This window comes from Dactylosporangium sp. NPDC051485 (assembly GCF_040682015.1).
Taxonomy (GTDB): Bacteria; Actinomycetota; Actinomycetes; order Mycobacteriales; family Micromonosporaceae; genus Dactylosporangium.
Map to the genome: position 1 here is coordinate 16,031 of NZ_JBFAZW010000003.1, position 21,346 is coordinate 37,376.

At 71.1% G+C, this 21,346-nt stretch carries 23 protein-coding genes; 16 read left to right on the forward strand and 7 right to left on the reverse strand.

Features of this window, described 5'->3' with window-relative positions:
* From AB0M46_RS02045 to AB0M46_RS02095, 11 genes are all read left to right on the forward strand, one after another.
* Positions 1–864 (forward strand): DUF4097 family beta strand repeat-containing protein, encoded by an 864-nt coding sequence (locus AB0M46_RS02045; protein ID WP_363332349.1) that lies wholly within the window; start codon positions 1–3, stop codon positions 862–864.
* Positions 861–1,625 (forward strand): ATP-binding cassette domain-containing protein, encoded by a 765-nt coding sequence (locus tag AB0M46_RS02050; protein ID WP_363332350.1) that lies wholly within the window; start codon positions 861–863, stop codon positions 1,623–1,625. Before AB0M46_RS02045 ends, AB0M46_RS02050 begins: the two co-directional genes overlap by 4 nt.
* Complete coding sequence (locus tag AB0M46_RS02055; protein ID WP_363332351.1) at positions 1,622–2,383, forward strand: ABC transporter permease; 762 nt, start codon at positions 1,622–1,624, stop codon at positions 2,381–2,383. Before AB0M46_RS02050 ends, AB0M46_RS02055 begins: the two co-directional genes overlap by 4 nt.
* Before the next feature lie 443 nt (positions 2,384–2,826).
* Positions 2,827–3,573, forward strand: coding sequence for an MFS transporter (locus AB0M46_RS02060; RefSeq protein WP_363332352.1), 747 nt, complete (start codon positions 2,827–2,829; stop codon positions 3,571–3,573).
* Positions 3,510–4,121 (forward strand): hypothetical protein, encoded by a 612-nt coding sequence (locus AB0M46_RS02065; RefSeq protein ID WP_363332517.1) that lies wholly within the window; start codon positions 3,510–3,512, stop codon positions 4,119–4,121. Before AB0M46_RS02060 ends, AB0M46_RS02065 begins: the two co-directional genes overlap by 64 nt.
* Positions 4,122–4,349: 228 nt before the next feature.
* Positions 4,350–4,844, forward strand: a complete 495-nt coding sequence (locus tag AB0M46_RS02070) for a MauE/DoxX family redox-associated membrane protein (RefSeq protein ID WP_363332353.1) — start codon at positions 4,350–4,352, stop codon at positions 4,842–4,844.
* Positions 4,845–4,856: 12 nt separating this feature from the next.
* Positions 4,857–5,366: a redoxin family protein gene (locus AB0M46_RS02075; protein WP_363332354.1), complete on the forward strand. Its 510-nt coding sequence runs from the start codon at positions 4,857–4,859 to the stop codon at positions 5,364–5,366.
* On the forward strand, positions 5,363–7,219 hold the full coding sequence (locus AB0M46_RS02080) for an ABC transporter ATP-binding protein (RefSeq protein WP_363332355.1): 1,857 nt from the start codon (positions 5,363–5,365) through the stop codon (positions 7,217–7,219). Before AB0M46_RS02075 ends, AB0M46_RS02080 begins: the two co-directional genes overlap by 4 nt.
* Positions 7,216–7,968, forward strand: a complete 753-nt coding sequence (locus AB0M46_RS02085; RefSeq protein WP_363332356.1) for a BTAD domain-containing putative transcriptional regulator — start codon at positions 7,216–7,218, stop codon at positions 7,966–7,968. The genes AB0M46_RS02080 and AB0M46_RS02085 overlap by 4 nt, the downstream gene beginning before the upstream one ends.
* A gap of 119 nt (positions 7,969–8,087) precedes the next feature.
* Complete coding sequence (locus AB0M46_RS02090) at positions 8,088–8,657, forward strand: ABC transporter ATP-binding protein (RefSeq protein ID WP_363332515.1); 570 nt, start codon at positions 8,088–8,090, stop codon at positions 8,655–8,657.
* Between the two features lie 5 nt (positions 8,658–8,662).
* Complete coding sequence (locus tag AB0M46_RS02095) at positions 8,663–9,079, forward strand: S26 family signal peptidase (RefSeq protein WP_363332358.1); 417 nt, start codon at positions 8,663–8,665, stop codon at positions 9,077–9,079.
* A gap of 47 nt (positions 9,080–9,126) precedes the next feature.
* Here the strand turns inward: AB0M46_RS02095 and AB0M46_RS02100 are convergent, their stop codons facing one another.
* The gene (locus AB0M46_RS02100; RefSeq protein WP_363332359.1) at positions 9,127–9,303 is read right to left on the reverse strand and encodes a hypothetical protein; all 177 of its coding nucleotides are present in this window, start codon (positions 9,301–9,303) and stop codon (positions 9,127–9,129) included.
* A gap of 104 nt (positions 9,304–9,407) precedes the next feature.
* Here AB0M46_RS02100 and AB0M46_RS02105 point away from each other — a divergent pair, with 104 nt between their 5' ends.
* From AB0M46_RS02105 to AB0M46_RS02115, 3 genes are all read left to right on the forward strand, one after another.
* A complete protein-coding gene (locus tag AB0M46_RS02105) occupies positions 9,408–12,161 on the forward strand; it encodes an FtsX-like permease family protein (RefSeq protein WP_363332361.1) in 2,754 nt (917 codons plus the stop codon).
* A gap of 3 nt (positions 12,162–12,164) precedes the next feature.
* On the forward strand, positions 12,165–12,452 hold the full coding sequence (locus AB0M46_RS02110; RefSeq protein ID WP_363332362.1) for a hypothetical protein: 288 nt from the start codon (positions 12,165–12,167) through the stop codon (positions 12,450–12,452).
* Positions 12,453–12,582: 130 nt separating this feature from the next.
* Positions 12,583–13,131, forward strand: a complete 549-nt coding sequence (locus tag AB0M46_RS02115; protein ID WP_363332363.1) for a hypothetical protein — start codon at positions 12,583–12,585, stop codon at positions 13,129–13,131.
* A 130-nt stretch (positions 13,132–13,261) separates the two neighbouring features.
* On the opposite strand, the gene AB0M46_RS02120 is transcribed toward AB0M46_RS02115, so the two are convergent.
* From AB0M46_RS02120 to AB0M46_RS02130, 3 genes are all read right to left on the reverse strand, one after another.
* Positions 13,262–14,293: a hypothetical protein gene (locus AB0M46_RS02120; RefSeq protein ID WP_363332364.1), complete on the reverse strand. Its 1,032-nt coding sequence runs from the start codon at positions 14,291–14,293 to the stop codon at positions 13,262–13,264.
* Between the two features lie 383 nt (positions 14,294–14,676).
* Positions 14,677–15,915 carry an MFS transporter gene (locus tag AB0M46_RS02125; protein ID WP_363332365.1) on the reverse strand — a complete coding sequence of 413 codons (1,239 nt, stop codon included), beginning with the start codon at positions 15,913–15,915 and terminating at the stop codon, positions 14,677–14,679.
* Between the two features lie 70 nt (positions 15,916–15,985).
* A complete protein-coding gene (locus AB0M46_RS02130; RefSeq protein WP_363332366.1) occupies positions 15,986–16,588 on the reverse strand; it encodes a TetR/AcrR family transcriptional regulator in 603 nt (200 codons plus the stop codon).
* 65 nt (positions 16,589–16,653) lie between these two features.
* Between AB0M46_RS02130 and AB0M46_RS02135 the strand changes: the two genes are divergently transcribed.
* Complete coding sequence (locus tag AB0M46_RS02135; RefSeq protein ID WP_363332367.1) at positions 16,654–17,160, forward strand: helix-turn-helix domain-containing protein; 507 nt, start codon at positions 16,654–16,656, stop codon at positions 17,158–17,160.
* Complete coding sequence (locus AB0M46_RS02140; protein ID WP_363332368.1) at positions 17,160–18,473, forward strand: MFS transporter; 1,314 nt, start codon at positions 17,160–17,162, stop codon at positions 18,471–18,473. Before AB0M46_RS02135 ends, AB0M46_RS02140 begins: the two co-directional genes overlap by 1 nt.
* On the opposite strand, the gene AB0M46_RS02145 is transcribed toward AB0M46_RS02140, so the two are convergent.
* The 3 genes from AB0M46_RS02145 to AB0M46_RS02155 form a co-directional block, all read right to left on the reverse strand.
* Positions 18,427–19,197, reverse strand: coding sequence for a glucose 1-dehydrogenase (locus AB0M46_RS02145; protein WP_363332369.1), 771 nt, complete (start codon positions 19,195–19,197; stop codon positions 18,427–18,429). The two genes, AB0M46_RS02140 and AB0M46_RS02145, sit on opposite strands and share 47 nt — an antisense overlap.
* Positions 19,198–19,278: 81 nt before the next feature.
* The gene (locus tag AB0M46_RS02150; RefSeq protein ID WP_363332370.1) at positions 19,279–20,133 is read right to left on the reverse strand and encodes a helix-turn-helix transcriptional regulator; all 855 of its coding nucleotides are present in this window, start codon (positions 20,131–20,133) and stop codon (positions 19,279–19,281) included.
* A 115-nt stretch (positions 20,134–20,248) separates the two neighbouring features.
* A complete protein-coding gene (locus AB0M46_RS02155; protein ID WP_363332371.1) occupies positions 20,249–21,346 on the reverse strand; it encodes a sugar kinase in 1,098 nt (365 codons plus the stop codon).

Below are 21,346 nucleotides of genomic sequence, written 5' to 3' on the forward strand. Positions count from 1 at the left end.
ATGCCCAGTTACGACGTGTCCGGTCCGATCGACCTGGACATCACCGCCGGTGTCGCGTTCGTCGACATCGTCGCCTCGGACCGGCCCGACGCCGTCGTCGAGATCGTGCCGAGCACACCCGGACGCAACGGCGACGAGTCACTCGCCCGCGACGCCACGGTCACGTTCGACAACGGCCGGGTCCGGGTCAAGGTCCCGCGCCGGCTCAACCTGTTCAGCAAGGGCGACTCGGTCGACGTCCGCTGCGAGGTCCCGACCGGGTCGCGGATCAACATCGAGAACGCGTATGGCTCGGTGCGGACCCGCGGCGTCCTCGGGGATTCCCGGATCGTGGCCAAATACGGCAGCGTCACCGCCGACACCGTCGCCGGCCTCGTCCTCGACGCGCAGTACGGCAGTACCGACATCGCCGAGGTGACCGGCCGGCTCGACCTCACCGGCGGCCACGGCGCGGTGCGCATCACCGATGTGCACGGCCACGCCCGGCTGCGCGCCTCGCACGGCAGCCTGGAGCTGGGCACCGCCGCCGGGGACGTGGAGGTCACCACGTCCGGGGCGCTCACCATCGACCGGGCCCTCGGCGACGTGACCGCGCGCAGCGCCCACGGACCCATCCGCATCCGGGAAGTCGGCGGCGGCACGATGCGGCTCGACAACGGCCACGCCGACATCGACGTCGGCGTCCCGGCCGGCATCGCGGCCTGGATCGACGCCAGCTCGGCCAACGGCCGGGTCCGCAACGAACTCACCCCCGACCCGGCGGCCGCCGAGAGCGACCGCACGGTCGAGCTCCACCTGCACACCAACTACGGCAACGTCACCGTCCGTCGTGCCACGACCCCCCGAAGGGAAACCTCGACATGATTCAGGTGCAAGGCCTGCAGAAGGCGTACGGCACCGTGCACGTGCTGCACGGTGTGGACTTCGACGTGGCCAAGGGCAGCATCTTCGCCCTGCTCGGCTCCAACGGGGCCGGGAAGACCACGGTCGTGAAGATCCTGGCCACGCTGCTCAAGCCCGACGCGGGCACCGCCCGCGTCAACGGGTTCGACGTCGCCGAGCGACCGGCAGACGTGCGCGAGTCCATCAGCCTCACCGGCCAGTTCGCCGCCGTCGACGACATCCTCACCGGCCGCGAGAACCTCATCCTCGTCGCCCAGCTGCGGCACCTCAAGAAACCGGACCAGATCGCCGACGACCTGCTCGCGCGGTTCTCCCTGACCGATGCGGCCGGACGGAAGGTGGCCACCTACTCCGGCGGCATGCGGCGCCGCCTCGACATCGCGATGAGCCTGGCCGGGAACCCTCCGGTCATCTTCCTCGACGAGCCGACGACCGGGCTCGACCCCCAGGGCCGCATCGAGGTCTGGCAATCCGTCAAGGAACTCGCCGGCCGGGGCACGACGGTGCTGCTCACCACCCAGTACCTCGACGAGGCCGAACAGCTCGCCGACCGCATCGCGATCCTCCACGAGGGCCGCATCATCGTCAACGGCACCCTCGCCGAGCTCAAGCAACTCCTCCCGCCGGCCAAGGTCGAGTACGTCGAGAAGCAACCCACCCTCGAGGACGTCTTCCTCGCCGTCGTCGGCGCACGCGGTACCGACCAGAAGGAAACCCGATGACCAGCCACTTCCTGGCCGACACGGCCGTGCTGACCCGCCGGTCCCTGCGCCACATCACCCGCAGCCTCGACACCATCATCACCACCGCGGTCATGCCGATCGGCTTCATGCTGCTGTTCGTCTACGTGTTCGGCGGCGCGATCAACACCGGCGCGGCGTCCTATGTGGACTACATGCTGCCCGGCATCCTGCTCATCACGATCGCCTCGGGCATCTCCTACACCGCGTACCGGCTCTTCCTGGACACGAAGAGCGGCATCTTCGAGCGGTTCCAGTCCATGCCGATCGCCCGCCCGTCCGTGCTGTGGGCCCACGTCCTGACCTCGGTGGTCGCCAACCTCATCTCGATCGTGGTCGTCATGCTCGTCGCCCTGCTCATCGGCTTCCGCTCCTCGGCGGGCGTGGCCGCCTGGCTCGCCGTCACCGGCATCCTGATCCTGTTCACCCTCGCCCTCACCTGGCTCGCCGTCATCCCCGGCCTCACCGCGAAGTCCGTGGACGGCGCGAGCGCGTTCTCCTACCCGCTCATCTTCCTGCCGTTCATCAGCTCCGCCTTCGTGCCGACCGCCACCATGCCCGGACCGGTGCGCTGGTTCGCCGAGCACCAGCCGGTGACGCTCATCGTCAACGCGATCCGCGCCCTGTTCACCGAGCAGCCCATCGGCACCGACATCTGGGGCGCGCTCGCCTGGTGCGCCGGCATCCTCGTCGTCGCGTACGCCTTCGCCATGACCACGTTCCGCCGCAGGATCTCCTAGCGGGAACCGGCTCCGACCGGCGGCCGCCGTCCCGCGGGCTATGACCCGGTCACATCGCGTTGCGAACAGTTGGGCCGGGCGGTCAACCGCCCGGCCCAATCTCGCCGCCATCACGACAGACGACCACCGCTATTGATGATCATATTGCTGCGGCGACACAATTGCCGGCGCCACCACGCATATCGCGGCGCCACTCGAAATGGTGCACAAATCCCGCCCGCTGCCGCGCAGAGGAGTTTATCCGCGGCGGTGTTGGACGACGAATTACGGCACGGGCGGCCCCCGGCAGCGACCTGACCAGGCAGTTCGGCTCGACGCTCGCCGGCACCGCCTTGGCCGGCCGGGTCGGCGTGCGCCTTGACATCGTCTCGTCTCGATTGCGCAAGCATCCGCGCTTCGCGCGTAGTTGAAACATCCCGTTGGTACTGGCATTGTGGCAACACGTGCCCAGAACCGCAGCATCCGGTCACCGGGAAACCGAGCCGGCCGCACATGATGAACAATCGGTTGCCGGTGCTGGCCACGACGGTTCCCGGCCGCTGCGCTCGGCCCCCTTCCGATGGTTCTTCGCCGGGCGCACGATCTCTCTGGCCGGCAGCTCCATGTCGCAGGTCGCGCTGGCGTTCGGCGTTCTGGCATCGACCGGCAGCGCCGTGTGGGTGTCCGCGGTCACCAGCACCGCGATGGCGGCGTCGGTGGCCACCATGCTGCTCGGCGGCGGCATCGCCGACCGCTACCGCCGCTCCACCGTGCTGTGTCTGGCCAGCCTCGGCGCCGGTCTCGCCCAGGCCGGCGTCGCGGCCCTGCTGATCACCCATCAGCACCCGGCGCTGCTGCTGCCGTTCGCGGTCGCCAACGGCACGTTCCAGGGGCTGACCACGCCCGTGCTGCGCGGCATCGTGTCCAACCTGGCCGCCGGGCGCGGCCTGCAGCAGGCCAGCTCACTGCTCTCCTCCGCCGGCAACCTCACCCGGATCATCGGTCCGACCAGCGCCGGCCTCCTGACCGCCTCCGTCGGCGGCGGCTGGGCGATCGCCGCGGACGCCGGTCGTTCCTGCTGGCCGCCGCCTGTTTCGCCCGGATCGCGATGCCCGATCCGCCGCGGCGAGCCGGCGCCGGCCCGACCATGCTCAGCGACCTGCGGGAGGGGTGGAAGTACTTCGCGTCGCAGCCGTGGTTCTGGTCGGTGACACTGGCCTTCGCCATCTTCAACGCCACCAACCGGGGCGTCTGGCAGGTCCTCGGCCCGGTCATCGCCTTCCGCACGATCGGCGCCACGGGCTGGGGCCTGGTGCTGAGCGCTCAAGGGATCGGCGCCCTGCTCGCCAGCGTGGTGCTGGTGAAGGTGCCGCTGATGCGCCGGCCGATGCGGCCGGCGCTGACCGCGATGACGCTGGCCGCCCTCCCGCTCATCCTGCTGGGCGCCGGCGCGGGCCTGCCCTGGCTGGCCGGGGCGGCGTTCCTGGCCGGCGTGGCCGCGGAGTTCTTCACCGTCGTCTGGCAGACCGTCAACTACACCCACATCGACGAGCGGCTGCTCTCCCGCGTCGGCGCCCACGATGAGTTCTGGTCGTTCGTGTCCTTCCCGCTCGGCCAGATGTCCGCGCCGGTCCTCGCCGCCGCGTTCGGAACGGCGGCGGTCGCGCTCTGCGGCGGTACGGTGGCCGCGCTGGCGATGCTGTGCGTGTCGCTGCTGCCACTGTTCCGCCGGATCGAGATCCACCACGGCGGCCGGTGATCCGGGGCGCGGACCATCTCCGGTCCGCGCCCCGGGCCGTCGGTCAGAAGGCGGTGACCAAGGACTGGCGATGACCACTGTCCGAAATGCCAGGGATAGGTAAGGCTCGATTTTTTGAGTCTTGACATAAGACGGAAATCAATGGAGGGTTCGGGACACGGAGCGGGGGCCCGGGAGATCGACAGCGGCCTGCGCATGGCGCGGGACGGAGGCGACCGGGTGGGTTACGTGGCGCTCTGCCTGCACATGTTCATCGCCGGGGTATTCGTGATCTCCGCTGGCGCGAAGGTGTGGGGCCGGGAGGCGTTCGCCGGATTTGTCGCCGCGGTGCATGACCTCGGCGGGGTGCCCGTCCGCTTCCGGGTGGTCGTCGCGGTCGGGACCATCGGGCTGGAGATCCTCGCCGCCGGACTGCAGCTGGCGCCCACCTGGGTGGGGACGGCATTGGCGGCCGGGCTGCTGGTGGCGTTCACCCTCGTGCTGATTCGCGGACTGCGCAAGCGGCCCGGACTGGCCTGTCACTGCTTCGGATCCGGCGCCGATGCCGTGGCGCCCCGGCATGTCGGGCGAAATATCGTCCTGCTCGCCGCCGCCGTCGGGGCGCTCGGGCTCGGGCCCGCACATGGGGTCGGCATGGCCGAGACGGCGCTGTGCGGGCTGGTGGCGGCGGTCGGGGTAGGAACGGTGGCGCGGCTCGATGACCTGGCCGCGCTAATCAACTAGAAGGGTGCGAAGGTGTCGATTATCGGGGCTGCCGTCATCGTGCTCACCGTGCTTGTCGTGCTTGATCTGATGCTTACCACCGCGGTCATCCGGCGGCTGCGGACCTACGAGGAGCGCGCCGCGGCCGCCGGGCCGCCGCCAGAGGTGATCGACATCGCGGTCGGGGCCGAGGTGCCGCTGGCGGAGCCGCGCCTCATCGGCCGGCGTACCCTCGTCGGCTTCTTCTCCACCACGTGCCGGCCCTGCACGCAGGAGGCGGCCGAGCTCGCGGGGCGGCAGGAGCGGCTGGCGGCGGCGGGGATCGTCGCGGTACCGGTGCTGACGATGAACGGCGGCACCGATCCCAACGGGCTCGCCGAGGTGCTCGGCCAGGTCGGGACGGTCATCGCCGAGGCGCCGGGCGGGGCCGTCGTCAGCGCCTTCGGGGCCAAGGCGACGCCGAGCTACGCGCTCGTCGACCCCGATGGGCGGGTCGCCGCCAAGGGCACCTTCGAAGACTGCCTGCGCCTCGTCGCCCGATGAGCCGGCGGACCCTGCGCCGGCGCGGGTCGGCGCTCGCCGGGGCGCTGCGCACATACCATCGCGCCGCGCCGTTCGCGGCCTGGCTGCGGCTGCTCGTCGCGATCGTGACCGGGCTGGTGCCGGTGGCCGCCGCCTGGCTCACGAAGACGCTGATCGACGGGCTGGCCGAGGCCGGCGGTACCACCCGCCTCGCCCTGCAAGCCACCGCCCTCGGCGTCACCGGCGCGGCGGGGGCCGTGCTCCAGCACCTGGCCCGGTACCTCGACCAGGACGTCACCCGCAAGGTCGCCCTGCACACCCAGGCCGAGCTGTTCGCGGCCGTGGTCCGCCCGCCCGGGCTGGCGGAGCTGGAGAACCCGGCCTTCCACGACCGGGTCCAGCTCGCCCGCCAGTCCAGCCAGTCGGGGCCGGTGCTGCTCACGGGTTCACTGCTCGCGATCGTGCAGGCGACGATCACGCTGACCGGATTCGTCGCCTCGCTGATCGCGCTGTCGCCGCTCGCCGCCGCCCTGGTCGCCGCCTCGGTCGGGCCGACGCTCGCGGCCCAGCTGCGGCTGAGCCGGATGCGGGCCGACACCACCGCCGGCAACAGCCCCCGCCTGCGACGCCAGGCGTTCTATGCCGGGATGCTGCTGGATCTGCGGACCGCGAAGGAGATCCGGCTGTTCGGCCTGGGGCAGTACTTCCGCGGCCGCATGCTGACCGAGCTGGGCGACATCCAGCGGGCGGAGCGCCGGGTCGACCTCGCGACCGCACGCGTCGACGGCGCGTTGTCGCTGCTCACGGCGGCGGTTTCGGCGGTGGTACTGGCGATCACCGTCACCCGCCTCGCCGCCGGTGACGGACGCATCGGCGACCTGGCCGTGCTCGTCGCCGCACTGGGGGCCGTGCAGGCGACGGTGGCGAGCACGGTCGCCCAGATCGCGATGGCCGACTCCGCGCTGGTGCTGTTCGAGCACTATCTGGCGGTACTGCCGCCGAACAGGACGACACCAACCGAGCACCCGCCGGCGATCGCGCCGCCGCAATCGCCGGGGCGAGGGGACGGCATCCGGTTCGAGCACGTGTGGTTCCGCTATGCCGAAGATCAGCCGTTTGTCCTCCACGACCTGACCCTCACCCTGTCGCCCGGACGCTCGACGGCCCTGGTCGGGCTCAACGGCGCCGGCAAGTCCACGATCGTCAAGCTCCTGTGCCGCCTCTACGAGCCGACCCGCGGCCGGATCACCTGGGACGGCGTCGACCTCGCCGAGCTCGACGTCGCCGAGCTGCGGGCCCGGATCGCCACCGTCTTCCAGGACTTCGTCTCCTACGACCTGTCCGCCGGCGACAACATCGCCCTCGGCGCGCTGAGCCGCGCGGCCGCCGACCCGACCGCCGTGCCCGCCGCGGCCGGCCGGGCGGGCGTGCACGAGACGCTGGCCGCGCTGCCCGACGGCTACCGCACGATGCTCAGCCGCACCTTCCTGGAGCGGCCCGGGCAGCCCGACGCGGCCGGCGTCCTGCTCTCCGGCGGGCAGTGGCAGCGGGTCGCGATCGCCCGCGCGCTCATCCGCACCGATGCCGACCTGCTCATCCTCGACGAGCCGTCGTCGGGCCTGGACGCGCGGGCCGAGGCGGAGGTGCACCGGACTCTGCAGGAGCTGCGGGCCGGGCGGACCAGCCTGCTCATCTCGCACCGGCTCAACACGCTGCGCCGGGCCGACCACATCGTGGTGCTCGACGGCGGCCGGGTGGCCGAGCAGGGCGACCACCACGCGCTCATGGGCGCCGACGGCATCTATGCGGAGCTGTTCCGGCTGCAGGCCGAGGGCTTCGCGGACGCCGCCACGACGCAACGGGGAGAGACATGACCGATATCCGGATCGAGGTGCTCGGCCCGCTGGAGGCCACCGTCGGCGGCCGCCCCGTCGCGCTGGGCGGCCCGAAGCAGCGCGCTGTGCTCGCCGCCCTCCTGCTCGCCGAGGGCCGCCTGCTCACCGTCGAGCATCTCGTCGACGTGCTCTGGCCCGAGGACCCGCCGACGACCGCGATCACCAAGGTCCAGGGGCACGTCTCCGCCCTGCGCAAGGCCCTCGCCGAGGCCGGCTGCGCGCGCCCGGCCGACGTCCTGGTCACCCGGGCCCCGGGCTACCTGCTGCGCGGGCCGGTGCAGCGGACCGACCTCGACGCCTTCGACCGGCTGGTGTCCGACGCCGCCGCCCGGGCGCCCCGGGACCCGGCGGGGGCGCTGCGGCTGCTCACCGCCGCGCTGGCGCTGTGGCGCGGGCCCGCCTTCGCCGACGTCGCCGCGCCGGCGATCCAGGCCGCGGCGGCCCGTCTCGCCGACCGCCGGCTCGCCGCGGCCGAGGACCGGGCCGAGATCGAGCTCGTGCTGGGCCGGCACCGGGAGGCGCTGGACCAGCTCGGCCCGCTGCTGGACGAACACCCCTTCCGCGACCGTCTGCGGGAACTGCACATGCTGGCACTCATCCGAATGGAGCGGCCGATGGAGGCAATCGCCTCGTACGAGCGCTGTCGAACGATCCTCAGCCGCGAGCTCGGCGTCGAGCCCTGCGGCCGCCTGCGCCGCCTGGCCGCCTCGATCGGGTACCCGTCGTGACGCCGGCCGCGGACGGGGCGGGCGTCGTCCTCAGCGACGTGGTGAAGTCGTTCCCCCTCGGCAACGGGGAGCGCCTCGCCGCCGTCGACGGGGTGAGCCTCACGCTGGAGCCGGGCAGCCTGACGGCGCTCACCGGGCCGTCGGGCTCCGGCAAGTCGACGCTGCTGCACCTGATCGGGGCGATCGAGCGGGCCGACTCGGGCTCGATCGCGGTCGACGGCCGCGAGCTGACCGCCGCGAGCCGCGCCCAGCTGGCCGCCTACCGGCGCGGGGTCGGCTTCGTCTTCCAGCGCTTCCACCTGCTGCCGGCCCTGACCGCGCTGGACAACGTGCTCGTGCCGGTGCTGCCCTACCGCAACCTGGGCTTCGACCGTGCCGAACGGGCCCGCGAGCTGCTCGACGCGGTCGGGCTGGCCGGCCGGGAGAGCGCGCTACCGTCCCGGCTGTCGGGCGGGCAGCAGCAGCGGGTGGCGATCGCCCGCGCGCTCATCACCCGCCCGCGCCTGCTGCTGGCCGACGAGCCGACCGGCAACCTCGACTCGCACACCGGCCGCGCGATCCTCGACCTGCTGCTCGGCCTGCGCGAGCGGCACCACGTCACGATCGTGCTGAGCACGCACGACGCCGCCATCGCGGCCCAGTGCGAGCGGGTGGTCGACCTGCTCGACGGCCGGCTGGCGGCCAGGTGACGGCGGTGGCGTGGGGAATCGCGGCGGCCACTCTCGTGGCCGGGGCCCTGTTGGCGCTACGCCGGCTGCTGCTCGTCGTCACCGTCGCCGGCCCGAGCATGGAGCCGGCGCTGCGGCCCGGCAGCCGCCTGCTGGTCCTGCGGATCCGGCGGCTGCGCATCGGGCGGGTCGTGGTGCTGCACCCCGTCGCCGGCCAGCCCGACCTCGGCGGCGACCTGATCGTCAAGCGGGTCGCGGCCCTCGCCGGGGATCCGGTGCCGGACTCGGTGCTGGCCGCGGTCGGCGGACAGGCGGGCGACCGGGTGCCGGCGGGCCGGGTCGTCGTGCTCGGCGACCATCCGTGGGCCAGCGCGGACTCGCGGCACTGGGGCTTCGCCACGGTCGCCGACGTGGTCGGCGTGATGGCCGGACGGCTGGCATGAACGCGCCCCGGAACCGGAGGCCGGCCCGGGGCGCGCCCGCTATGCGGTCAGAGGCACCAGCAGTACGTGACGTTGTTGTTCTCGGGGTAGTTGCAGCACTTCTCGGGGCCGCCGTTGCACACCGGCGCGCTGGTGATGAACCAGCAGGTGTACGCCTGCGCCGTCTTCTTCGGCACCAGCGCGCCGAGCATCCGGTCACCGGCCGCCCTGAGCTTGTTGACCATGAAGGTTCCCTCCGCTGTCCACCGGCCGAGTACCGGCGGTTGGTTGGAGTCTGCGTAACCGTGCTAACGATTCGTTACCGTTTCGCTCCCCTCAGGAGGGTCCGTTGATTTCGCTCATCCGCGCGCAGCTGCGCTTCCGGCGCGGTCGGCTGGTCGCCACGATCGCCGCCGTCGCCATCGCCGTGGCGAGCTTCGCGCTGCTGGCGTCGGCCTCGCGCGGCTCGCAGGTGCGGGTCAACGGCACGGTCCGGGAGAACTTCCGGCCGATGTACGACATCCTGGTCCGCCCGCCTGCCGCCACCACCGAGGACGGGCTGATCAGCACCGACCGGGTCAGCTCGACCTACGGCGGGATCAGCGAGGCGCAGTGGCGGCGGATCCTCGACATCCAGGGCGTGTCGGTGGCGGCGCCGGTCGCGATGGCGGGCTACGTGATGCAGACCGCGGTGATCACGGTCGATCTCACCGAGTACGCCGGCCAGGGCGGGCGCCAGGTGCTGAAGCTGCGGCCGACCTACGTCGGCGACCGCGGGCTGAGCAGCATCCCCGACGGGTCGAAGTACCTCTACGTCACCCCGAACAACCTGGAGTACGTGCCCGGCGAACCACTGGTCGAGGGCAAGATGTACATAAACGGATTGCCGAAGCCGCCCGAGATCCACGAGCACGGCCCGAACGGCGTCATCACCGTATGCGAGCACCAGACCGGCTACTTCGACAACGTCAAGCCCCTCGCGCCGGACGACCGCGCGGAGGCGAACTGCTGGTCGCACGACCCGGCGTCGAGCGCCAACGCGGTCAAGCGGGCCCAGGTCGAGGTGCTCTTCCCGATCCCGCTGCTCCTGGCCGCCGTCGACCCCGCGCAGGAGGCGAAACTCGACGGCCTCGACGGGGCGGTGACCTCCGGGGCCTACCTCCCCGAGTCCGACCAGTCCGCCGGCATCCCGGTCCTCGCCTCCGGCCGCCTCGACCTCGACCAGCAGCTGCGCGTCGAGATCGAGCGCCTCGGCGGCGACGCGGCCGAGCAGACCGCCGCCGGGATGCGGCTCGACAACGCCGTGCCCTACTACGAGACCATGCCCGCCACCCCGCTGGCCTCGCGCGCCTACACGGCCCAGGACGTGTACCCGGCCCTCCTCGACGCGATCGCGCACCCGGTCGCCGACCGCAGCGGGTATGTGCCGTACGTGGGCACCTCCGACGTCCGCGAGTGGTGGACGACCAGCGCAATGACGCTCTCGGGCCCCGGCCGCGGCGCCGACGTGGTGCCCTACGGCGGCGCCGAGTGGGGCAAGCTCCCCCACGGCTATCAGCCGCCGCTGCCGATGGGCCTCGCCGACGACCCGGTCCGGGCCATCGTCCGGCACGGCATCGACGAGTCGAAGGCGGCGCGGACGTTCCTGCGGGGCGTCGGCGTCTTCGACCCGGCCAAGGTCCAGCTCGGGCCGGAGCTGTCGCGGATGCCCTTCGACCTCTACGCGGGCGCCGAGGCGACCGGGGCCGACCCGGCGGCGCGGCAGGCCCTGGGCGACCGGGCGCTCCAGCCGACGACCGATTTCGCCGGGCCGCTCGGGCAGCGCCCGCACCTGCTCACCACGCTGTCGGCCCTGCCCAAGCTCCAGCGCGACCCGTACACCAACGTCGACGCCGAGCACGGGGTGAACAAGGACGCGCCGATCTCGATGGTGCGGGTCCGGGTCGCCGGCGACGTGGGCATCGACGCCTTTTCCCAGGAGCGGGTGCGGGCCATCGCCGACCAGATCCACCTGGCCACCGGCCTGCGGGTCGACCTCGTCGGCGGCTCGTCGGCGGCCGGCGTGGCCGAGCAGCTGCCGGCCGGCCAGTTCGGCCGCCCCGCGCTGGCGGTCCGGGAGAACTGGCTGCGGCTGGGGGTCGCCACGACGATCGTGTCGGCACTGGACCGCAAGTCGCTGGTGCTGGCGATCCTGGTGCTCATCGCGTGCGCGCTCGCGGTCGGCAACGCGGCCAGCGCGGCGGTGCGGACCCGGGCCACCGAGCTCGGCGTGCTGGCCTGCCTCGGCTGGGCCCGCTGGCGGCTGTTCGCGCTCGTCACCGGCGAGTCGGTGACCGTCGGCGCGGTCGCCGGCCTGCTCGGCACCATCCTGGCGCTGGCGCTGTCCCGCCTGCTCGGCGTGTCCCTCGGCGCCGACTACGCCCTGCTCGCGATCCCGGCCGCGCTGCTGCTGAGCGGGCTGGCGGCGCTGCCACCGGCCTGGCGGGCGACGCGGGCCGACCCGGGAGCGGCGGTTCGCCCGGCGGTCGTACTGGTCCGCCGCCGCCGAGTACCCCGCCGCGTCTCGGGCCTGGCGATGGGCAACGTGCTGCGCGCGCCCGGCCGAACCGTCCTCGGCGCGGTGAGCCTCGCCCTCGGCATCGCCTCGCTGACCCTCCTGGTGATCATCAACCTGACCTTCCGGGGCAGCGTCTCCGGCACCGTCCTCGGCGATGCGATCACCGTGCAGGTCCAGAGCACGGACTACATCGCGGCGGTCCTCACCACCCTGCTCGGCGCGGCCACGGTCGCCGACGTGCTCTACGTCAACATCCGCGAGCGGGCCGCCGAGTTCGCGCTGCTCGGCGCCGTCGGCTGGGCGGATGCCCCGCTGGGCCGGCTGGCCGCCTATGAGGCGCTCGCCATCGGCGTCCTCGGCGCGACGACCGGCGTGGGCGTCGCGCTCGGCACCGCCGCCCTGCTGAGCTCCGAGCTGACCGCCATCTCGTACGCGGTCGCCGCCGCCGCCGCGCTCGCTGGCGCATTGCTGGCGGTGGCGGCGGCGATCCTGCCGGTACGATCGCTGCGCCGGCTACCGACCGCCCGGCTGCTGGCCGAGGAGTAGCGCATGACGGCTTCGCGCAGCGGACACCTCCCGGTCGACGGGCTCCGCCTGCACCACGAGGTCCACGACGACCCGACGGCCGCCACGGCGCCACCGCTGCCGCTCATCCCCGGCCCGTTCCTCGGCGCCGACTCGATGCGGCAGCGGGGCGGCGCCTTCGCACCTCGGCGCCCGGTCGTCGTCTTCGACCAGCAGGGTCACGGCCGCACGCCGGACACCGAAAGACCGATGTCGTACGAGCGCTTCACCGACGACACCGCCCTGCTGCACGGGCTGGGGATCGCTTCGTGAGGTGGTTGATCGACCGGCCGCCGTACGTCGGGCAGACGTGGCCAGGGATGCTGCCGACCTTGCCGCAGGTGTCATCGTGCCGGAGGAAGCGGTGTCAGCAAGGTTGTGGCCCGCCGAGCACACTATGGCGATGATCGGCGATTGGGTGCAGCGGCAGGCGTCAGCGTTCCTTGCGCTGCAAGGCCATGTTCTCGGCTCCTGGCAGGGCATCGAGATGGCCGTTCGCGGCGCCGACACGCACGTTGAGTTCGGCGGCCCGGACGTACCGTGCCTGCAACTGCTCACACTGCGCATGACGCTCGCCAACGACTCACCGGTGGTCGTCACCACGTACCAGGACAACGATGCGTTCGGGCTGGCGATCGGCACCTCCGGCAACTGGCCCGCCGAGGAGCCGGGCGCCGGGTACCGGATGCGGGACCTGCCCGAGTTGCCCACGGGTCAGGTCCAAGAGGTGTCGGCCTACCTGGATGGTGACCTGCTCGCCGAGGTGACTCTCCGGGTGGGAGGCCAGGAATTGCTGCTCGCCGCCGGCGAGGCAGATGAAGATCACTCCGGCCGGCTCGTATGGCATCGCCTCGACGAATCCGTGCTCGTCTTCACCCGGCCAGGCGACGTCGAAGCGATGTCCTGGGTGCCGGCGCGCACGTCGCTCCGTCTCGCCGCCCTTAATCCGTAGGTTCAGGGTTCGAGTCCCTGGCGACTGTATCCCTCGGCGAACAGCCAGCCGAGGCGCGGTAGCCGCGCGAAGTGTGGCCTGAAACGCGGCCGGCAGCGTCGGAGATTAGGGGCGGCCGCGACGCCGCTGATCAGAAGAGTGCGATCTGGCCCGGTATGGGCTCATCGTCAAGCGGCGTTGATGTTGGCTGCGGGCTCGCGGGTGGCGGCGTAACGTCGCCGATCTGCCAGAGCCGTAGCGTGCTTTCCTCGTGATCGCGAGTGAGCCAGCGGCCAGACCTTTCCGCGCTGACGATCGAGCCGGGCCATCGCAGGGTCGGGTAGTGAGTTCGGGAGCGGTACCGAAGACTTCGTGCTGAGAGCAGAAGGTGCTCGTCGTCGTCCGAGTAGTCCCGAGGGCTGAGCGTGACCAAGAGGACTTCGTCGGTCAGGAACAGCGCCGGATACTCGAAGCACCAGTCGGCGAAACGAATCCGGGATGGCAAGTCCGGGAGGTCGTCGAGGTGTCGCTCCGCCAGCACGGTCTCGGTGGCGAGCTCCCGCACGGAGAGGAAACCGTCGATACTCATGGTGAGGTAGCGCGATCCCTCTGGGCTGAAGTCTGCGAGATCAGGGCCGCGCAGTGGTCGTAGCGCTATGCGACCGTTGTTCAGACTGATCAGGGCGCTGCGCGAGGGGTCCGGATGAAGAAGCCCCAGACCCGTGGAGGCGTCGGCTGGTCGGTGCAGGAACCAGGCGGCGTCCGGACCGACCACCGTCACGCGATGGATCTCCACGCCGGTTGCGGCGTCAAGAGCCACGAGTTCCCGGGTGGTGGCCACGCGGATCCAAAGGATGCCGTCGGTATCGAGGTGAAACGGGACATCAGTGTCGGCCGGATCGGCTCCGAACCGGCGCCAAGGGCGTCGCCAGCAGATGTCCCCGGCGCTATCGAGCACGACGAGTTCGTGGCTGTCGGCGATCGCGACGAACCGGCTTGTCGCGCTGACGTTCAGGCGAGGGACGGCGAGTGGTAGCGAGACTCGCCGCACCAGTTGCAGATCGTGGTCGAGCAGGCTGACGGTCTCGGTGGCCGGCTCGGTGACTACCCAGCCCAAGCCTGCTGCCGGGAGGACGTGCTGAAGTCCTTCCAACCGCACCTCGTTTATCAACCTGGGACGCATCGTCGCAGGATACGACCGCAGTGGCAGTCATCCCGGACCCGAGGTTGAGCAGGTGGATCGCGCGGGCGCAGTCACGGTCCGGGTCGCCTCGCGGTGGAGGCCGTCGCCGACGGCGTGCACCCGACGCCACCCGGTCACGCCGCCCTCGCGGCCGCCTGGCTACGCCTGGTCGCGTGACCGCGCCCCGGTCAGCCCTTCGGTCCTGCGGAGATCAAGGCTCGAGGACCACCTTGATGCAGCCGCGACGGCCTGCAGTGCGGTCAGGCCCGCCACGGTGCGTCCGGGATGCGCGAGGCAACGTGAATGTCGGAGACAGTGGATGAAGCATGAGTGTTCTGCCTTTCAGCGTGTTGTGCGCCGGCCGGGGTTGCTGGTGAGCGATGTCAACGCGCTTGGTTCCGTTGGGATTCGGAGTGTTCGGTGCGGTCGCCGTTGCGTAGGTGGGGGTTTTCGAGTGCGGGCAGAATTGCGAGGAGGGCCAGGATCGCCAGTCCGATCCCGAGGACGATCGGGGCGCGGAGTCCGAACTCAGGGATCAGCGCGGACCCGGCGGCCGAGCCGATCGTGACCCCGAGGGTGATGAACGAGCCGTGCATGGTGTTCACCAGCGGTGTGGTGCTCCCGGCGCGCTGCACACGGACGGCCATCGCGGGATTCATCGTCACCCCCACCAGGCCGATACCCACCATGAACGCCAACGCCAGCGGTGGATCGTCAGTGAAGAGCGCGAACCCGGTCAGGAAGAGCATGTTGAGACCGGTTCCGACCAGCAGTGTGGAAATGGTGTGCCGATCCGCGAGTCGCCCCACGATGACGTTGCCGACCAGGGTCGCGGCGCCATAGGCGAGCAGCAGCAGGGGCACGGTGCCTTCGGCGAACCCGCTGACGTGCGTGAGGATCGGGGTGAAGAAGCTGAACGCCGAGAACGTCGCTCCGATGATGAGGGTGCTGGACAGGAGCGCGAACAGGAACTGCGGGCGGCGCAGCACCGCGAGCTCCGAGCCGGTCACCGCCTCGGCCGGGGTACCGGGGTCGGCTGGTGTGTCAGGGCTGCGCACGACTGCGAGCGTCAGGGCGGCGGCGACCAGCGTGATCAGGGCGATCGCCCAGAACGCCGATGGCCATCCGAGCCGGCCGCCGATGAAGGTCGCCAGGGGCAGGCCGAGCAGCGTGCCGAGCATCAGCCCGTTCATCACCACCGCGACCGCACGGCCCCTCGTCCGTTCATCGACCAGACGGACACTCATCGACACGGAGATACCGAAGAAGGCCTGCGAGGCAGTCCCGCTGACGATCCGGGCGATCGCCATGGTCGGGTAGCTCGTGGCCAGCGCGGCGAGGACGTTGCCGGCCAGGAACACGGCGAAGACGAGCATGAGCGCCCTCGTCGGCGGGACGCGAAGCAGGGCCGCCGTCAGGATCGGGCCGCCAATGGCCATCGCGAGGGCGAAGATCGTCACGAGGTACCCGATCCGTTCGATGCCCACGCCGAGTCCCTCGGCGAGCTGAGGCATGAGACCGGAGACGGCGAACTCGCTGGTCACCATCGCGAAGACGCCGGCGGCCAGGACGTACACCGCGAGCGGGACCGCTCTCGCCGGGATGGACGTGGTGGTGGTCAACAGACCAACCTTTCTGTACTTTGTTATCCAAAATGAGCGCATGCGGAACCCGCCGTTGCGGCGAGTTCGATCAGGTCAGCAGCGAGCGCAGGCCGTCGAGTGCGATCTGGCGGAGCGTGTCGGTATCGATACCGGCCTGCGCGGTCACCCGCAGGCCGGAGATGACGGTGGTGACGACCAGCGCTCCGCGTTCGGGGTCGGCATCTGGCGCGATGCTGCCGTCCAGGCGCCCGGCCCGGATGGCGCCCGCGAGAAGCGCGAGACGTTCGCGCAGGTCGTGCTCGAGAATGCGGGCGATCCGTTCGTCTCGTTCGCGCAGGTCGGGGTTCATGAAGGTGAGCACGACCATGCAACCGGCTGCGCGGCCTTCGCTCCGAGCGTCCCGCTCCTCGGCGATCACCAGGTCGAGGAGCGCGCGGATGCGGTCACCGCCGGCCACGTCGCAGTCGGCGAGGACCGCGGTCTGGCGTTCGCGGATCGAGTCCGTATACCGCCCCAAGGCACGCACGAACAGCTCGTCCTTGGAGGTGAAGGTGTTGTACAGGCTGCTGCGCCGAACCCCGGCCGCCTCGCACAACCGCTCGGTCGAGGTGTCGGCGAAGCCATGCACCCGGAACTGTGCGGCGGCAGCATCGAGCACAGCGGTCTCATCGAACATGCGCGGCCTGGCCATGCGCATCAACCTAGCAGGTTATGTATCCCGAAGTACATAACTCGCGATCGACTACCCTTAAACATATGTTTGATGGTGAAGGGCTCGGCCTGCGCGCGGTGGCCCATCCGTTGCGGCTCCGGATCTTGTCGCTGCTGTCGGGCGAACAGCTCAGTGCATCGCAGATCGCCCGGCGCCTCGGCGAGAACGCGGCGAACGTCAGTTTTCACCTGCGCAAGCTCCGCGAGGCCGGTCTGGTCGAGTTGGCCGGAGAGGAGCGAATCCGGGGCGGGGTGGCGAAGTTGTACCGTCACAACCCGGCATCCGGTGAGCGTTTGCGAACGGACACGGACTTCCGCCTGCTCGCGCAGGGCATGGGGCAGGAACTGGCGCGGCGTGCGCTCGATGCGGCCCCGGGATCGGTGCCCGTCTTCACCGACTTCGAAGGTTGGGTCGACGCCGGCACCGCCGAGCGCGCCGTAGAACTCGCACGGGAGTTGGGGAAACTGCTGCACGACGGAGCGCGCCCGCCGGGCGACGGCAGCGTGCGCTTGGCGGCCTCGCTCGCGGTGTTCCGCGTCAGGGAGCCGTGATGGGTCGCTCCTACCTCGCTGTCCTGGCCGCATCGGGCGCATGGCGTGTGTTCCTCCCCTCGGCGCTGGGGCGCATGTCCTTTGCCACGGTCACACTCAGTTGTGTCGTCCTGGTCGCCCACGTCACCGGTTCGTATGCGGTGGCGGGGCTCGCGAGCGGAGCGCTGGGCCTCGCCAATGTCATCGCCGCACCGTTGCGCGCCCGGCTCGTGGACCGCAGGGGGCAGCGGTTCGGCCTTCGCCTCTTGGCGCTCGGCTACGTGACTGGAGTTGCCGCCCTTGTCGTGAGCGCCACGTTGGGAGCAACGGAGTTCGTCCTGGTCGCCTGCGCGGCGGCGGCAGGGTTGTCGGCTCCGCCCGTGGGCGCGGCGATGCGGATGCGGTGGAGGCTCCTGGTCGCCGACCCCGGCCAGGTCGCTCGCGCCTACAGTCTGGATGCCGTCAGCGAGGAGGTTGTCTACACCCTCGGGCCGGTCGTCGCCGGGCTCATCATGGCGCTTACCGCCCCGCAGGCGGGCCTCGTGACCTCTGCCGTGCTCGCGCTTGTCGGCTGCTTCCTCATGACCGCGAAGGCGACCAGCCCGCCGCCGGGTGCGTCGCCCACGTCGCAGCGCGCGGCCCGACCACGGTTGCTCGGTGTTCGGGGTTTCGTGCCCGCCCTCATCCTGACGGCTTCGACCGGCATCGTGGTGGGAAGTATCGGCGTCATCGTCCCCGCACAGGTGGCCCCCGACGACACGCTCGCCGGACTCCTGCTCGGCGCTCTCGCGCTCGGCAGCGGCATCGGCGGCCTCGCCTACGGCGCGCGCACCTGGCGCTCATCGGCACGCACGCGCCTGCTCGGCCTGGCGGCCGCGATGACCACGGCCAGCGCCGCCCTCGCCGCACTGCCCTCCGTCGCCCTGCTCGCACTCGGCCTCATCGTCGCCGGGCTCGCGCTCGCCCCCGCGATGGTGTCCGGCTACCTCGTCGCCGACGCCCTGACCGGCGACGAGACGCGCATGGAGGCACACACCTGGGTCAACACCGCCGTGAATGCGGGCGCGGCGGCCGCCTCCGCCCTGATCGGAGTCGTCCTGGACAACTCGACCCCTGCATGGGCCTACGGCACGGGCGCGCTCATCGCGGCAGCCCTCATCCTGCTCGGCACGCTGGCTTCGCTCCGGAGTACCCGGCCTCGGGAGACAGGCCCCACAGCCCGCGTCGGTCTCACCGACGCGGGCCGGCAGGCTCAACATCGGCGCACCCACACGTCCGCAGCCGTGGCTACCCGGTCGGTCCCGGGATGGCGGAGACCAGGCCGCCGTCGATGATCAGATCCTGTCCGTTGACGTAGGACGCTTCACTGGAGGCGAGGAAGGCGACCGCGTCGGCGACATCCTCGGAGGTCCCGAACCGACCGGCGACCACCTGAGCGATGACGCCGGGCTGCGCCTCGACCGGGATGGCGTCGTGGAACATCGGGGTCGCGATATAGCCGGGGCTGACGGAGTTGACCCGTACTCCCCTGGGTCCCAGTTCAGCCGCGAGGGTGTGCGCCAGGTTGTGCACCGCCGCCTTGGTCGCCGCGTAGAGGGAGCCCCAGGGCAGGCCGCGGTGCACCGTCCAGGACGCGTTGATCACGATCGCCGCGTGTTCGGAGAGTAGCGGGAGGGACTTCTGGATGGTGAAGAAGACTCCCTTGAAGTTGATGTCCACGAGGCGGTCGAACTCGGCCTCGGTGATGTCACCGTTCGGCTGGAACGAGGCGACGCCCGCGTTGGCGAAAAGCACATCCAGCCGTCCGTACCGGTCCCGGATCGCGGCGGTCAGCGCATCGAGGTCGGTGAGGTTCGCCACGTCTCCGCGTACGGCCACGACGCGGTCGCCGCTGTCCAGATCTGCGACCGCGGCGTCCAGCCGGGTCTTGTCCCGCCCTGTGATGACCACCTGTGCGCCTTCGGCCAGCAACCTCCGTGCGGTGGCCAGTCCCATGCCGCTCGTACCGCCGGTGATGAGCGCGATCTTGTCATCGAATCGGGAAAATCTGTGGGTCATGGGATCCAGCGTGTCGCTGGGCGCCTGACACGAACAGGGCTCGGGTATCCGGGTAGTGGCACCACCAGGTTCGCCGGACGATCAGGCCGAGGCGGCGAGCCGGACGCGGGCCAGTCGTTCGAGCCGTTCGCCGGTTCCGGTGGCGGGCCGTGGGTTGGACAGTTCCAGATACCAGTCCGGGCGGTCGACCACTGCCAGGGTCGTCGTGTCGAAGAACAGATCGCCGGCCTCGGGGTGGTGCACCGCCTTCACCACCTGGACCGGGACGCCCACCTCGTGCCGGGCCCACAGCTCGCTGAACTCGGGGCTGGCCGCGCGGAGATCGTCGACCACCCGGCCGTACTCCGGATCGTCGGGAAAATGTGCCGCGTCGGCGCGGAAGGCGGCGACGACAGACGGCGCAACCGACGCCCAATGGACGTGCATGCCACGGTATCGGGCATTGGTGAAGAACGTGATCAGGCAGTTGTGGTCGGTGTCGGCGTAACCGAACACCGTCCGCGCCGCCTCGTTGACCGCGAGCAGATTCCAGTACCGGTCCCGCAGCACCCCGGGGCGTGGCGTCCACGCGTCGAGCAGGTGTCGCAGCTCCGGGGTAACGCTGGCACCGTGCGCCCCGCCGGCCCGGGGCGGGTTGAGCCCGGCCAGCACATATAGGTGCGCACGCTCCGGCTCGGTCAGCCGCAGCGTCCGGCCGATCGCGTCGAGCACCTCGGCCGAGACGTTGATGTCGCGGCCCTGTTCGAGCCAGGTGTACCAGGACACGCCGACCCCGGCCAGGACGGCGACCTCCTCACGCCGCAGGCCCGGCGTCCGGCGCCGGCCTACCGCCGCCATGCCGACGTCACCGGGGGTGAGCCGTGCCCGGCGGGTACGCAGAAAGTCGCGCAGTTGCTCGCGTCGACGCTGTCGAGCCGCCAGGGATTCGCTGGTCATACCCCACCGTACCGCCCGGCGTGGATCGGTCGCCTGATCAACCGGGTGGCCGGACACCCGCCTGCCCGGGTATGCGTCTACAACGAACAGCACGCCCGCTCGGGTGACGAGGTCGTCACCGTTGGACGCGGGCGCCGGCGCCGCGCACGAGGGCCTCGACTTCCTTCAGGCTGGCCATTGAGGTGTCACCGGGCGTGGTCATCGCGAGGGCGCCGTGCGCGGCTCCGTATTCCACCGCGGTGGCGAGGCCATCCGTTTCCAGCAGTCCGTAGATCAGTCCTGAGGCGAAGCTGTCGCCGCCGCCGACGCGGTCGAGGATTTCCAGTCCGGGCCGGTGGGTCGCTTCGGCGAAGCCGGTATCGGCGGACCAGGCGATCGCGCCCCAGTCGTTGACCGTGGCCGTGTGGACGGTACGCAGGGTGGTGGCCACGACCGCGAAGTTGTCGTACTCGTTCGTGACCGCCTCGATCATCCGCTTGAAGTTGTCGACCTCCAGGTGGGACAGCGAGGCGTCGGTGCCGGGCACCTCGAAGCCCAGCGAGGCGGTGAAGTCCTCTTCGTTGCCGATCATCACGTCGACGTAGCGGGCCAATCGGCGGTTGACCTCCTGCGCGCGGCGCTGCCCGCCGAGCGCCTTCCAGAGGCTGGGGCGGTAGTTGAGGTCGTACGAGATGACGGTGCCGTGCCGAGACGCGGCTGCCATGGCCGCCTCCATGGTGTCCGGGGTGGTCTCGGACAGCGCGGCGTAGATGCCTCCGGTGTGCAGCCAGCGCACCCCGAGCGTGCCGAAGAGGTGGTCCCAGTCGACGTCGTCGGGGCGCAGTTGGCTGGCGGCAGTGTGGCCGCGGTCGGAGGTGCCGACGGCGCCGCGTACGCCGAACCCCCGCTCGGTGAAGTTGAGCCCGTTGCGGACGGCGCGCCCGGTCCCGTCGTAGGGCACCCATTGCACCAGTGACGTGTCAACGCCGCCCTGCAGGACCAGGTCCTCGATCAGTCGGCCCACCTCGTTGTCGGCCAAGGCCGTGACGACGGCGGTGCGCAGGCCGAAACAGCGGCGCAGGCCGCGGGCCACGTTGTACTCGCCGCCGCCTTCCCAAACCTGGAAGCTTCGAGCCGTGCGAACTCGGCGCTCGCCCGGGTCGAGGCGCAGCATGATTTCGCCGAGCGACACCAGGTCGTATCGGCACTCGCTGGCAGGACGGATCTGGACCAT

Coding starts and splice junctions, on each gene's coding strand:
- AB0M46_RS02045 (WP_363332349.1), top strand. CDS start 1: ATGCCCAGTTACGACGTGTCCGGTCCGATCGACCTGGACATCACCGCC.
- AB0M46_RS02050 (WP_363332350.1), top strand. CDS start 861: ATGATTCAGGTGCAAGGCCTGCAGAAGGCGTACGGCACCGTGCACGTG.
- AB0M46_RS02055 (WP_363332351.1), top strand. CDS start 1,622: ATGACCAGCCACTTCCTGGCCGACACGGCCGTGCTGACCCGCCGGTCC.
- AB0M46_RS02065 (WP_363332517.1), top strand. CDS start 3,510: ATGCTCAGCGACCTGCGGGAGGGGTGGAAGTACTTCGCGTCGCAGCCG.
- AB0M46_RS02080 (WP_363332355.1), top strand. CDS start 5,363: ATGAGCCGGCGGACCCTGCGCCGGCGCGGGTCGGCGCTCGCCGGGGCG.
- AB0M46_RS02085 (WP_363332356.1), top strand. CDS start 7,216: ATGACCGATATCCGGATCGAGGTGCTCGGCCCGCTGGAGGCCACCGTC.
- AB0M46_RS02100 (WP_363332359.1), bottom strand. CDS start 9,303: ATGGTCAACAAGCTCAGGGCGGCCGGTGACCGGATGCTCGGCGCGCTG.
- AB0M46_RS02110 (WP_363332362.1), top strand. CDS start 12,165: ATGACGGCTTCGCGCAGCGGACACCTCCCGGTCGACGGGCTCCGCCTG.
- AB0M46_RS02115 (WP_363332363.1), top strand. CDS start 12,583: ATGATCGGCGATTGGGTGCAGCGGCAGGCGTCAGCGTTCCTTGCGCTG.
- AB0M46_RS02120 (WP_363332364.1), bottom strand. CDS start 14,293: ATGCGTCCCAGGTTGATAAACGAGGTGCGGTTGGAAGGACTTCAGCAC.
- AB0M46_RS02130 (WP_363332366.1), bottom strand. CDS start 16,588: ATGGCCAGGCCGCGCATGTTCGATGAGACCGCTGTGCTCGATGCTGCC.
- AB0M46_RS02135 (WP_363332367.1), top strand. CDS start 16,654: ATGTTTGATGGTGAAGGGCTCGGCCTGCGCGCGGTGGCCCATCCGTTG.
- AB0M46_RS02140 (WP_363332368.1), top strand. CDS start 17,160: ATGGGTCGCTCCTACCTCGCTGTCCTGGCCGCATCGGGCGCATGGCGT.
- AB0M46_RS02145 (WP_363332369.1), bottom strand. CDS start 19,197: ATGACCCACAGATTTTCCCGATTCGATGACAAGATCGCGCTCATCACC.
- AB0M46_RS02150 (WP_363332370.1), bottom strand. CDS start 20,133: ATGACCAGCGAATCCCTGGCGGCTCGACAGCGTCGACGCGAGCAACTG.
- AB0M46_RS02155 (WP_363332371.1), bottom strand. CDS start 21,346: ATGGTCCAGATCCGTCCTGCCAGCGAGTGCCGATACGACCTGGTGTCG.